At 69.6% G+C, this 13447-nt stretch carries 8 protein-coding genes; 5 read left to right on the top strand and 3 right to left on the bottom strand.

Annotated elements, in window-relative coordinates; all coding sequences use genetic code 11:
* Positions 1-14: 14 nt before the first annotated feature.
* On the bottom strand, positions 15-581 hold the full coding sequence (locus FDM97_RS28360) for a TetR/AcrR family transcriptional regulator (RefSeq protein WP_137993346.1): 567 nt from the start codon (positions 579-581) through the stop codon (positions 15-17).
* Positions 582-634: 53 nt separating this feature from the next.
* Here FDM97_RS28360 and FDM97_RS28355 point away from each other — a divergent pair, with 53 nt between their 5' ends.
* Complete coding sequence (locus tag FDM97_RS28355) at positions 635-1660, top strand: DUF2867 domain-containing protein (protein WP_137993345.1); 1026 nt, start codon at positions 635-637, stop codon at positions 1658-1660.
* Here the strand turns inward: FDM97_RS28355 and FDM97_RS28350 are convergent.
* On the bottom strand, positions 1566-2387 hold the full coding sequence (locus FDM97_RS28350; protein ID WP_137993344.1) for an ATP-grasp domain-containing protein: 822 nt from the start codon (positions 2385-2387) through the stop codon (positions 1566-1568). The two genes, FDM97_RS28355 and FDM97_RS28350, sit on opposite strands and share 95 nt — an antisense overlap.
* 152 nt (positions 2388-2539) lie before the next feature.
* On the opposite strand from FDM97_RS28350, the gene FDM97_RS28345 reads away from it, so the two are divergent.
* On the top strand, positions 2540-4150 hold the full coding sequence (locus FDM97_RS28345) for a M4 family metallopeptidase (RefSeq protein WP_432816253.1): 1611 nt from the start codon (positions 2540-2542) through the stop codon (positions 4148-4150).
* Between the two features lie 55 nt (positions 4151-4205).
* Here FDM97_RS28345 and FDM97_RS28340 read toward each other — a convergent pair whose 3' ends face one another.
* Entirely contained in the window at positions 4206-5846 is a 1641-nt protein-coding gene (locus FDM97_RS28340; protein WP_254705785.1) for an NlpC/P60 family protein, read from the bottom strand.
* A gap of 352 nt (positions 5847-6198) precedes the next feature.
* Here FDM97_RS28340 and FDM97_RS28335 point away from each other — a divergent pair, with 352 nt between their 5' ends.
* From FDM97_RS28335 to FDM97_RS28315, 3 genes are all read left to right on the top strand, one after another.
* On the top strand, positions 6199-6828 hold the full coding sequence (locus FDM97_RS28335) for a response regulator (protein WP_254705784.1): 630 nt from the start codon (positions 6199-6201) through the stop codon (positions 6826-6828).
* Positions 6829-7571: 743 nt separating this feature from the next.
* Complete coding sequence (locus tag FDM97_RS28325) at positions 7572-7940, top strand: hypothetical protein (protein WP_137993341.1); 369 nt, start codon at positions 7572-7574, stop codon at positions 7938-7940.
* A gap of 1502 nt (positions 7941-9442) precedes the next feature.
* Positions 9443-13348: a LamG domain-containing protein gene (locus tag FDM97_RS28315; RefSeq protein ID WP_175439265.1), complete on the top strand. Its 3906-nt coding sequence runs from the start codon at positions 9443-9445 to the stop codon at positions 13346-13348.
* Positions 13349-13447 lie beyond the last annotated feature (99 nt).

Here is a 13447-nt window from a genome sequence, read left to right as displayed (position 1 = left end):
GGCGTCTGCGCAACTCACCGCCGCAGCAGGGTCTCCATCACCGAGGCCAGGTAGTCCGGGTCGTCCGGCAGTGCCTGCGGTACGGCGTGCATCAGCTGGGTGTGCCCCAGATAGCTCGTGTACGCGAGGAGCCCCCGGCGCCGCGCCTCCGCGGGCGGAAAGCCCAGCCGCTCGAAGAGCCGGGCCACGTACCCGACCCGGCGCTCCGTCACCCGGGCGAGCACGGCGGCGACTTCGGGGTGATCGGCGGTCGCGAGGAGCGAGACCTCCAGCGGGTCCTCGGCCGCCAGGGCCGTGGCGCGCAGGAAGAGCGTGCGCAGCCGGGTCTCGGGGTCCGCCTCCTCCGCCTCCAGGGCGACGATCAGCTCCTCCGTCGAGATCTGCTCCCAGCGCGTGAGCGCCGCGGCGACGAGGGCGTCGCGGTTGGCGAAGTGCCAGTAGAAGCTGCCCTTGGTCGTGCCGAGCCGGGCGGCGAGCGGTTCGACGGCGACCCCCGCGAGCCCGCGCTCCCCGATCGCCGTCAGGGCCGCGTCGGCCCAGTCCTCGGCGGTGAGCCTCTTGCGTTTCTGTCCGGACGCCATCTCCGTACGGTACCGTATGGAGAAACATACGCTCCCGTATGGAGGTGTGCGCCATGCGCACGGTACGGACGGTTCGGAATGTTCACCAGCGGGTCGTCGCGGCCCCGGCCGACACGGTCGGCGCCCTCCTCGACCGGCTCTCCGCCGCGGACGACCCCCTCTTCCCCGCCCCCGCCTGGTCCTCGATGCGACTCGACCGCCCGCTCGGCGTCGGTGCGGACGGCGGCCACGGACCGGTCCGCTACCGGGTGACGGAGTACGTCCCCGGCCGCTCGGTCCGCTTCGGCTTCCCCGGCCCCGGGGGCGCGGGGGAGCGGGGCTTTCACCGCCTGGACGTCGAGCCCGTCGGCCCCGACCGCTGCCGGGTGGTGCACACGCTCGAACAGTCGCAGGGGGCAGGGAAGTTCGCCGTGTGGGCGACGGTCGTGCGCCCGGTGCACGACACGGTCGTCGAGGAGCTCCTCGACAACGTCGAGCGCGCGGCCCTCGGCTCCCTCGCAGGGCCCCGGCCCGTACGGCGGAGCGCGTGGGTCCGCCTCCTCCACCGCCTGACCTGGCCCCGCCCCGAGGCCGCCGCGATCCCGCCGGGCGCCCGTCTGGTCCGCGAGGCGTTCGAGGGCCGTACCGACTTCGCCGACGCGTGGCGGATGTCGCTCGAACCCGGCATGGACCGCGACCCGCGGGCCTGGCGGGACGTGCTGCCGTTCCCGGTGCTGGGCGCCGGCGAGCACGAGCTGATGCTCGGCGAGGACGCGTCCCACCTGGACTTCCGCGCCTCGGTCCTGATCGACGCGGCCGGCACCTCGGTGACGCTCAGCACGGTGGTACGGATCCACAACGCCCGCGGGCGCCTGTACTTCGCGGTGATCCGGCACCTCCACCCGTACATGGCCCGCAGGATGCTCCGCCGCACCCACCGCCGCCTCGCGCTCGCGGCGCCGCCGGCGGGTGAGCGCAACCGACTCCCCGCCGCCACGGCCACCGCTACGCCGCCAGCTCCCGCAGAGAGCGCTTCATGGCGGCGACGAACGCCTCCCGCTCCGCCTCCCCGACCAGGTCGAGCGAGAGATACGGATTGAGGTCCTCCAGCTCCACGAGCAGCAGCTCCCCGCCCGGGGCCCGGCAGGCGTCGACGCGCTGGATGCCGTACGCGAGGTCGTTCCAGTCCACGAACCGCTGCGCGAACTCCAGGTCCGCGGGCGTCGGTTCGTAGGGCCGGAGGACCCAGCGGGCCTCGGGGTCCGGCGCGTACAGCGCGTACTGGAAGCTCCGCCCGACGAAGTAGAACGACACCTCGTACGCGAACGGAACGCGCGGCTGGACGAGCATCCCGGCCGGGTCCACGTCGGCCAGCCGCTCCCTCGGTACGAAGGTCAGCCCCACCGAGTCGGCGCCCAGCAGCGGCTTGACGACGTACTCGTCGGCCTCCGGCAGCCGCGCGAACTCCTCGCGCCGCCCGGCCGTGGGAATGACCGGAAATCCCTCCCTCGACAGCTGGAGGAGGTACTCCTTCCCGGCCATGTCGCCCTTCCCCGAGAGGGAGTTGAAGACCCGGACGCCCTTGTCGAGCGCGGCGGCGCGGAAGGCGTCGTACGCCTCCTGGTAGTGGATGACGGGCCCGCTGTTGCGCACGACGACGGCGTCGAAGCGGTCCATGAGCGCGGCCGTGTCCAGGGGGTGGCAGAGCGCGACGCCGAACTCCTCGCGGAGCCGGCCGCTCAGCCAGATGTCCTCGTCGCAGTAGCGGCGCCCGCGTGCCTGGTATCCGAGGTCGGTGACGTACAGAAGGTTAGCCATAGCGGGCATCTAAGCAGGCCGAATCGGTCGCATAACGGATAGGGTTGGCCGCCCTCCGGACAACTGATGGTCAAATCCTTGTTGCAGACCTGTCAAAAAAGCTCTTTCGCTGGCACGCTCGCTGCCGCGTCATCCCCCACAGCTTCAGCGAAGGAGCCCGCGTGACCCGCCTGCAGTCCTCGCAGCACCGCACCACCACGACCGCCGCACGTACCACCGCACGTGCCGCGGCCCTGCTCGCCTCCGCCGCGATGGTCGTCGTCGGCGTGCAGAGCGCCCCCGCCGGCGCGGCCGTCGACCGCGAGAACGGCGCCACCAGCGCCGACCGCGCGTACGGCGCCACCGCGCTCGCCCTCTCCGCCGGCGAGCGCGCCGCCGCGATCAAGGGTGCCCAGGCCGAGGCCGCCACCACCGCCAAGGCGATCGGCCTCGGTGCCCAGGAGAAGCTCGTCGTCCGGGACGTCGTCAAGGACGCCGACGGCACCGTCCACACCCGCTACGAGCGCACCTACGAGGGTCTCCCCGTCCTCGGCGGCGACCTCGTCGTGCACCGGAAGAAGAACGGCGCCCGCTCGACCACGAAGGCGACGTCGGCACGCATATCCGTCCCCACGACGAAGGCGGCCGTCGCGGCGGCCGAGTCCTCGGCCCGCCAGGTGATCTGGGCGGCCACGGGCAAGCCCACCCTCGCCTGGGAGACGGTCGTCACCGGCGTCCAGGCCGACGGCACCCCGAGCGAGCGCCACGTCATCACCGACGCGGCCAACGGCAAGGAGCTGTACGCCTACGAGGCCATCGAGACGGGCGTCGGCCACAGCCAGTACAGCGGCGACGTCACCCTCGGCACCGCCCCCTCGTACACGCTGACCGACACGCTCCGCGGCGGCCACAAGACGTACGACCTGGGCGGCGGCACCAACGGCACCGGCACGCTCTTCACGAACAGCACCGACGTCTGGGGCAACGGCCTGGCGACGAACCGGGAGACCGCCGCCGTGGACGCCCACTACGGTGCGGCCATGACCTGGGACTTCTACAAGAACGAGCTCGGCCGCAACGGCCTGCGCGGCGACGGGGTCGCCCCGTACACCCGGGTCCACTACGGCAACGCGTACGTCAACGCCTTCTGGTCCGACCAGTGCTTCTGCATGACGTACGGCGACGGTGCGAACAACCTCAAGCCGCTCACCTCGATCGACGTGGCCGGCCACGAGATGACCCACGGCCTGACCTCCTCCACCGCCGGCCTGCGCTACAGCCGCGAGTCGGGCGGCCTGAACGAGGCCACCTCGGACATCCTGGGCACCTCGGTCGAGTTCTTCGCGAACAACGCCTCGGACGCCGGCGACTACCTCATCGGCGAGAAGATCGACATCCGCGGCAACGGCACCCCGCTGCGCTACATGGACAGGCCGAGCCGCGACGGCAAGTCCGCCGACTACTGGTCGAGGACCGTCGGCCGCCTGGACGTCCACTACTCCTCGGGCCCGGCGAACCACTTCTTCTACCTGCTCTCCGAGGGCAGCGGCGCCAAGACGATCAACGGCGTCAGCTACGACTCCCCGACGTACGACGGCACCCCGGTCACGGGCATCGGCCGGTCCGCCGCGTACAAGATCTGGTACAAGGCCCTGTCGACCTACATGACCTCCTCCACGGACTACGCGGGCGCCCGCACGGCCACCCTCCAGGCGGCCACGGACCTCTACGGCGCGGGCAGCGCGGAGTACAACGCGGTGGCCACGGCCTGGACCGCGATCAACGTGAAGTAACCCCTCGGGAAGCTGGGGCCGCGTGGCAAGTGGGGTGCCGCGCGGCCCCTTCCTCCTAGAGGCGGTGGACGGTCCGCAGACTCACGGCGTAGAGGCCCGTACCGTCGAGAAGCGAGGCGCCCGCGAGGTCGGCCATCGTCGGGCCGTTGCAGCTCTTGCGGCTGGAGAGGAAGCGCCGCCGGCCGTCCCCGTCGACGCCGAGGTAGATGCCGACGTGGTCGACCGTGTACGGCTCGCCGGCGTCCACCGGGTCGTTGGCGTCGAACAGGACCAGGTCGCCCGGCTGGATCGGGGTCGCCTGCGGCAGTTCACTGTTGTCGTCCGGCTTCGACGCGACACGGACACCCGGGGCGTACTCGACCATGGCACCGGACTTGCGGGGCAGCGCCCGCTTGGCGGGGTCCACGTCCTCGTACATCGGGATGCCCATGTGGTAGCCGTAGACCATCCGCACATAGCCGGAGCAGTCCAGGTTCCCGGCCTGGCCCTCCTCCGGGGGCTTCGGGGAGGTGCGGTCGGGGAACGACCACGCCTGTCCCATGTAGTCGTGGAAGTCGGCGCCGACGGGGAGCAGCCCCTGCGCGTCGGGCTTGCCGTAACGCGCCGCGCCGAGCACCTGCGCGCCGAGGGGTTCCTTCCGGCCGCTCGTCACCGCGGGCGCTCCGGGCAGGAACATCGCGGCGTAGGAGAGCGCGTCGGGCGCCAGCGATCCGGCCCAGCCCCGGATGACGTCCTCCAGGGCCGGGGTCCACGTCCCGTCGAAGGGCTCGTCCAGCAGCCGGACCCAGTGGGAGTGGGTGACCGACGGCGGCCTCTCCCAGGAAGCCTCCCTGACCTCGAACCGGGTCACGCTCAGCTTGATCGGGAGGTTGCTGCAGCCGGAGGAGGCGAATCCGCGGACGCCGACGCGGCCCTTGGCGTAGCCGGCGTCGCTGTCGGTGAAGTCCAGGGTCCAGGCGGTGGGTTCCGTGGCCGCCTGCTTCCAGGCCTTGATCTGGATACGGGCCCCCTCACGGCGCACCCGGATCGTCCAGGCGGTGTTCGCGGGCACACCGGTGGCCAGCGGCCCGGCCGACCTCAGGAGCGTGGCGTTCCCGTCCAGCACCTTCTCGGCCCGCAGATCGACCTCGCCCTGGGTGGTGAAGGACAGGCGCGCCCGGTAGTGGACGTTGCTGCGATAGGCGAAGACCAGGGCGAACGAGCAGGCGTTGCCGGTGGGGACCTTGTCGAACCGCCCGGTGGCACGGACGTCGACGTCGGTGATCTCGTCGTCGCGCACGGTCGCGTACCGCCCAGAGGCCGTATCACTGAGGACCGCGGTACCGGCCCCGGGCTGGGCCACGGCGAACTCCACGTACCGCGGATCCTCGGTGGTCCCCGCGTTTACCCCACCGAACACGGACCAACTGCCGCCGCCAGGCGAGCTACCCCAGCTCCCGGAGGTGGCGAGGGTGCGGTTGAAGACGTCGTCGAAGGGCCGCTTGTTCTCGGTGAACGTCCGCTCGGGCCCCACCATCACCACGGTCCGCGCCCCGGCCGTCAGCACGGCCAACGGCTCCCCACCACACCGAACCTCGGTCCGCGCCGGCGTCCCGGGCACCACGGTCGCGGTGAGCGCCCCGACGGAGGCCCGGGTGAGCGCGGCTATGTCGTACGGCCCGCCACTGAGCACGACGGAGGAACGGGGCCCGGCCATACCGTCACCTGGCACGCCCACAACGGCGGCGGTGGCGGTGCCGGCGGCGGCTGGAGCGGCCGCGGAAGCCCTCCCCCCACCCAACCCGACAAGCGGCGCGGCAGCAGAAACGGTCAGCGCGGCGAGCAGGCTACGCCGAGAAGTCTTGATCATGCGCCACATGATTCCCTGCCCCGGGCACGGCCCCCACCCCCGGGCCCCGCCTCGGTCGTCGCCCCAGGCCGTGGATGCATCCGACGCCGGACCGACCCTTGCCCCTAGGGGGCCATCGACCCGCTGCGCGCCTTTAGCCGACACGGCGACCCGGGGCCGTGTCGCTGCGCCGCATACAGAAAAGGCCCATGATGTCCGAGTGTCCCAAGCATTCTGGATTGCACTGGTCGGCGTAGTTCCAGGAACCCTATGGGTGGCGTTCGCCATGTTCGTCTTTCTGACGCTTCGAGAGCCGATCATTCAGCGCTTCCCTCAGGTCAAGACCTTCAAAGGCTTCGGCATTGAGGTTGAGCTCGCCGAGGAGCTGCTTGAACGCGCCGCAAGAGGCGCCGAGACCCCTGTCAGGACCAAAGCCAGCAAGGGCGTTGTCCGCAGGCTGGACCACGCGGCCGAGTTCCTGGTTGGCGGCAGAATTCTCTGGGTTGACGATCAGCCTGGGCTGAACAGGCCCCTGGCCGAACTGTTCCGTGCTGTCGGCATGACCGTGGATACGGCTCGGTCAACGGAGGAGGCCCTCGTGCTGCTCAAGCAGGGGACGTACGACATCATCATCAGCGATATCGAACGGAGTGGCGATCCGCGAGCGGGGATCAAGATGCTGAGGGATCTGGAACGCCATCGGATCCTCACTCCGGTGGTGATCTACGCCATGAGATTCAACCCGGAGTTGGGTGTCGATTATCGGATCTTTGCCGGTACGAATAACCCCAACGAGGTGGTCCACTACGTGATCGACCTGATGGAGAGGGCCAGAATGAGTCTGAAGTGACCGGTGCGACACGGGCCCCTGGCCGGGGAGTCAGCGCTGTGCTGGCATCTTGGTGGAACAGGCAGCCTGCCCTCGCCCCGGCGTGGGACAGCCCCGCGAGTACGCGCGATCAAGCGCGGCGCATTGTCGGTGCCGTCGCCTACTCTGGCGGGCTCAGGAAGAAGCGTTGGCGCGGGACCACCACGGTTTCGAAGGCCGATCCATCGAAGAGCTCGGCACGGGTACCGATGACGGTCCGTTCATGCGGCCGCTGACCGACGGTGAGGTACGTGCGTGGGCTCCCAACGGCCAACCCGCCTACGCCCGCGGCGCACCCACCGCAGCGCCTCGCGCCAACGCTCGCGCTCTTGCACCGCCCCACGCGGGCAGTCGGTCCGCAGCGCCAACGCGACGTTGATTCCCGTGTATGACGTGAGCTTGCGAAGCCTCGCGCGCTCAACGAGGAAGTCCCCGCTACCTGGCCTGTGTTGCCCCGCCCGCATTGGGATTCCCGCCCGTATGAAACTTGTTGACCGATCCACCTTGGATCGCATTAATCATTGAACGGTGCGCAATTGAGACATTCCGACTTGCGGTCAGGATCTGAGGGTGTTGGTCTGGAATGGGTAGGGGGTACCACGGGATCCCGTGCTGCCACCCGCTACCGGAGGTTCACGATGACACCCGCCTCTTCTGCCCGCAGTCCACTACGCCGGATCATGGCCCTGTGCGTGACGGCCGCCTTGATGCTTTCCCTCTCGGTCATGATGACGCTCACCTCAGCGAAAGACGCATCCGCCTCGTGCGCTGCAAGTCCGTTTGCAGGAAGGTGGCGTTCATCCGATGACAGACTGAGTCGTATCGACGTGTGGCATGGACAGGACTGCCGCCTTTACGCCAAAGCCTGGTCCACCTGCAAGCACGACGCGACGCGTGACTGCAGCTGGGGGACCAAGCAGCTGGAAGACACTCCGTCGAGGAACTTCCGGTTCTTCTTCTACAACTGGAACAACGCGAGCGAGGTGCTGCAGCTGACCCTGAAGGACAGGGACCGCTTGTCGGTGTGGGACCACATCGATTACACGTCCGGCAAGAAAGTCAGCTTCACCGTGTCGATGGTCAAAGATCGCTGAGGGTGTGAAGGGCCGGGGCTCGCTCCTGGCCCTTCACGCTGCTACTCGTCTCGACGCACCCGACGGACCGGAGAGTCCGCCGCCGTCCTGGGCCTCGACCGAGCTCCTGCCCCACGCCGTCCAGATGCCGCCGCGGTCCCGCAGTCGGCGACCAGCCGTTACGCCGCCTTCGCTGCGGCTCACGCCTGCGCATACGACAAGACCCCGTCCTCAGCGTCTTAGCTGGTGGCGGGGTCTTTAGGCACTTCCTGCGAAGTGCCCCCGGCAGGATTCGAACCTGCGCACACGGCTCCGGAGGCCGTCGGTCTTTCCGGCGTTTTCCCAGGTCAGCGGCCTAGCTGACGCGTTGTCAGGGACTCGGTCCCGCGCATGTCCCGTGAAATGGAAATGTCTCGTTTAGTCGTCATGTCGGAATGGATGCGCCGTGTTGGCCGGATGGTGTGACGTGATGGAGGTTACGAGGCTTCGACAGGCGTAGGGGGGTATGGTCCCGGCTTCAATCGAACGAGCGGCCGGCCGGGAGCGCGCGGGCGGCCGAGTGCGCCCGGCGTGCGCTTGGGCTCCGATGGCTCCAACGCGAGCCAACGCCGGGGCGGCCGGTTGAGGGCATGCGTCAGCGCCTCCCGTGGATCGTTGGGGAGGTGAGCAGCTGCCTCGACGAACAAGCCATGGCCACCCTGAAGGGCTGGCGCTCCTGCGGAATCTCCGCTGCGGCACCAATCGGATGACCGGCATCGTGAAGGCCGCCGTCGCCCTTCACCGCCTCAACCTGAAGCTGGAAAAAGGATCCGTGACGGACGATCACCTGTTGACGATCTCGCCTGGACCGGCCGGAGCATCTCACCCGTCGCTCAGACCGACGATTTCTAGCCGGAATACGCTGAATTTGTGGCCAGAATCACATTGACCGAATTAATATGGCCGCCAATAGTGATCCCCGTCTCGACATGAACAATTCAAGAGACCGTGGTCCCTACGGGCTACGGGTGTGCGGGGGCGCGACGAGATGGTGCGGCGGGGTGGCCACGGGGGCCTCCCGCTGCTGATAGCCCACGCCTGCTCTCATTCCCTCCGCACGGCTCGACCGGCCTGCGGCTCGCATGGAAGTGAAACGCGTGGCTCTAAGAACGAGGGGGGCAGCCGCGACCGGCGCAGCCTCCTTGGTGGTCGGTGCCCTGATCACCGGACTGATATCGGGGTCTGCCGTGCCTGTCGGCGCGGCGACGACTCCCCGCGGCGCCGCTTTGGCGAATTCAAGTATCCCGCCCGCCTCCGCCGGGTCCCCCGCTGACGCCGTATCGCGTGCCAGGGACGAGGCCAAACGGACCGGTGAGCGCGTCGAGGTCGAGACCGAACGCGGCCCGACCCGAGAGGTGTACGCCAATCCAGGCGGCACCCTCACTGAAATCACCCACCTGCAACCGGTGCGCACCCGCAAGGGCGGTACCTGGGTGGACATCGACACGACCCTCCGCGCCCGACCGGACGGGGGTCTCGCACCCGTGGCCACTGCCACGGACATCGTCTTCTCCGGCGGTGGCACCGGTCCGCTGGTCCGGATGAACCGGGCCGGCCGTGAACTGGCGCTGGACTGGCCGGGTTCCCTGCCCGCCCCGGTGCTCTCCGGATCCTCGGCCACCTACCCCGACGTGCTGCCCGACATCGATCTGCGAGTGTCCGCCGACGCCGACGGCTTCTCCCAGGTCCTCGTGGTCAAGAACGCGAAGGCCGCCGCCGATCCCCGCCTGGCCAAGCTACGGATGCCCGTCTCCGGCAAGGGCCTGACGGTCCGCGGCACGCAGGAGGGCGGTCTGGAGGCGGTCGACGCCCAGGCCGGCGGCGTCGCCTTCGAGGCCCGCCGCCCCACGATGTGGGACTCCGGAAGGCAATCGTTCGACACCTCGGCAGCCCCTGACACGACGAACAAGGCAGCCGCCGCCCGGACCGCCGAGTCCGACTCCACCGCGCCGGCGGAAGCCGGCCCCGTGGACCCCGAACTGCTCGACGGCCCGGCCGAGAGTTCACGGATCGCCCCGGTCGGTGCGACCGTCGGTTCCGGGGCCGTGGAGCTGACCCCGGACACCGCCCTGCTCCAGGGGGCCGACACCCGCTACCCGGTCTTCATCGACCCGACCTGGAAGTCGCCACGAGCCACCGGCTGGGCGATGGTCTCCCGCGCGTATCCGAGCTCGTCCTTCTACCAGTTCGACGGCAAGTACGATGCGGGCCTCGGCTTCTGCCCGCCGAACTTCACCGGCATGCAGTGCGCCCCGAACGACGCCAAGCGCCTGCTCTACCAAGTGCCGGTGACCAGCTTCGCCGGCAAGAGCATCGACAGCGCCGAGTTCGTGGTCCGCGAGACCCACGCCTACAACTGCACCAAGCAGCCGGTCGAGTTCTGGCGGACCAAGCCGCTCACCAAGTCGACGACCTGGAACACCACGACGGCCTCCGGTTTCTGGATCGACCAGATGCCGACGGTGTGGGCGGCCAAGGGCGCGACGGCCTCCTGCCCCGACGGTGATGTCGAGTTCAACGCGAAGGACGCGGTCGTGTGGGCCGCGGCGAACAAGCAGACCTCGCTCACCTTCGGTCTGAAGGCGCCGAACGAGAACGCCGAGCAGATGTGGAAGCGGTTCTCCTCGGCCGCCTTCCTGCGGGTGGAGTACAACAACCCGCCGCAACGACCGAAGCAGAGCCAGCTGACCATGAGCCCGGGAGGCGCCTGCACCCTGGCCGCCAAGCCGGTCAACGTCATCCCCAAGGCGACCGCGGTACTCACCGACCCGGACAACGACCAGGTCTACGCCGAGTTCAAGGTCGACTGGGACGCCGGTGACGGGTGGAAGACACACTGGAGTTCCGGCCGGATAGGACCCAAGGCCTCCGGCTCGTCGTTCACGATCACCCTGCCGTCCACGATCCCGCAGAACAAGACCGCCGCGTGGAGCGTGAGGACGTCTGACAACCGGCTCTGGGGCCCGTGGAGCTACGAGGGCGACGACCAGACCGGGTGTTACCTCACCTACGACTCCAAGGTCCCCGAGGCTCCGACCGTCACCTCGCAGCAGTACCCTCTGCCCGACTCCTCCAATCCGCTCGATCCCTGGCTCGACGGGGTCGGCCGGTACGGTCGGTTCACCATCGACTCCATCGCCTCGGATGTGGCCAAGTACCAGTTCGGCCTGAACGCGGAGCCGAGCGCTGCCAACGAGCGCAAGCCCGCGACGCCCGGCGGTCCGGTCACCGTCGACCTGATGCCGACCCGCGTCGGTGTGAACCACCTCTACGTCAAGGCATGGGACGCCAACAACAACGCCAGCACCATCGGGACCTACACCTTCAGGGTCTCCGCCGGTCAACCCGAAAGGGCGGCCTGGAGCCTCGACCCGGCGGCCGGCGCGACCGCTGACCCGGGGACCGGCGGTGCCCGGCCCGCCGCGCCCGTCGGCGGAGCCGTCCTCGGCGAACCGGGCACCGCGGGCTCAGCGGTCCGGCTCAACGGAACCGATGCCGCCGTCGAGGCCGGCCCGAACCTCATCGCGTCCGACGGCGACTTCACCGTCTCCACCTGGGCCCGCCTCGACGCGCTCACCGGCACCCAGACCGTGGTGAGCGCCGACGGCTCCAGCCACGCCGGGTTCTACCTCGGCTATGAGGGGTACACGCAGCGCTGGGCCCTGCGCGCCCCCACCAAGGAGGGCGCGGGAGCCGTGTTCTCCACCCAGCAGGTGCTCTCGACCGCCGCGCCGGAGACCGGAGTCTGGACGCACCTGGTCGCGGTCCGCGACAGTGCGGCCAAGGAGTACCGCCTGTACGTCAACGGCGTCCTTCAGGGCAGCTCCCCCATCACCACCCCGTGGTACGCGGCCGGCCCGCTCCAGATCGGCCGGGCGAAGTACAACGGGAGATACGTGGACCTCGTCAACGGCGCCGTCGACGAGACCGCCGTCTTCGACCGCGCGCTCGGCACCTCCGATGTGACGCTGCTGGCGCAGGGCCGGACCGTCACTACGGGGCGTCCGGCCAAGGCCGTCTGGCACTTCGACGACGCGGCCGGATCCTCCGTCATCGCGGGTTCCAGCCCCGTTCACCCGCTCACCCTCAAGGAATCCGCGACCTTCGGCGCACGCGGCCCGGTCGGCGGTGCTCTTGACCTGAGTGCTCCGGCCGCCTCGTACGCGAGCACCACTGGGCCGCAGCTGAACACGCTGCGGAGCTTCTCTGTCTCAGCGTGGGCTCGACTCCCGGAGACGGAGTCCGGCGCGGCGCAGATCATCGCCACCCAGGCGGCCACGCAGAAGAGCGGCTTCGAGCTGTACTACTCGGGCTACTACCGCCGCTGGATGTTCAACCGGTACAACACCGACACCGCCGACGCACAGGGCACTCGGGCGATGGCCAACCTCGGCAAGCCGCCGGCCGAGCAGGTCTTCCCCGGCGATGAGTGGCACCACCTGGTCGGCGTGTACGACGCGACCGCCAAGCAACTGCGGCTGTTCGTCGACGGAGCCCTGGTCTCCCAGGTGGCGTACACCGCCACGCCGATCGACGCCACCGGCCCGGTGATGGTCGGGGCCGGTTCCTACGGCGGCAAGCCCGGCTCGTTCTTCAAGGGGCAGATCGACGACGTCCGGCTGTACGACCGGGTGATCGCCCCGGAGGAGGCCGGCGACCTGTTCAAGCAGCACCCGCAGGTCAAGGGCCGCTGGACGTTCAACGACGCGGCGGGCACTCCGCCGGCAGCCGCTGATGACAGCCCGGGCAAGCGCCCCGCCGTGCTCGGCGGCCAGGCGGCCGTCACTCCCGGTCTCGGCTGGGTCGGCGCCGGCGGCCTGGTCCTCGATGGTGTCGACGACTACGCGGCAACCGCCTCGATGCCCGTGAACACACGGGACAGCTTCACCGCGACCGCCTGGGTGAACACCGCCTCCCGCCCGCAGAAGAAGGTGACCGTCCTGTCCGGTGAAGGCGCCTACAACAGCGCCTTCACCGTCCGGTACGCACCCGATCCGGCCGATCCCGCCAACAGCGGCGGCTACCAGCTGGAGGTTCCGACGGCGGACGCGGCGGGCGCGTCACGACCCGTCGTCGGCCACAGCGCCTTCCAGAGTGATTTCGACTGGGACCATCTCGCTGTCGTCTACGACGCCTTCGCCGACGAGATCAGGCTCTACGTCAACGGCCGGCTGGAGCAGGTCGAGGCGGCCACTTCCTGGCGGGGCAACGTCAGGACGTTCCAGGCGACGAAGTCCCTCCAGTTCGGCCGGAACAAGGAGAACGGCGTCCTCGGCGAGTACTGGCCTGGCGTCATCGACGACGTCTGGGTGTTCTCCGGTGTCGCCGGAGACGCGCAGATCGCCAAGCTCGGCAATGGCGAGGAGCTGGGAACCGTCCCGGGGCCCTGACTCAGTCGCCCCCTCACCCGACCAGGCCCCTTCCGCACGGCCCTGATTCCGCACTCCCGGCCCCGGACGCCGACGGCACCACTCCTCGGCGTCCGGGGC

The organism is Streptomyces vilmorinianum (assembly GCF_005517195.1).
Lineage (GTDB): Bacteria > Actinomycetota > Actinomycetes > Streptomycetales > Streptomycetaceae > Streptomyces > Streptomyces vilmorinianum.
This window is presented reverse-complemented; position numbering and strand designations above follow the sequence as displayed.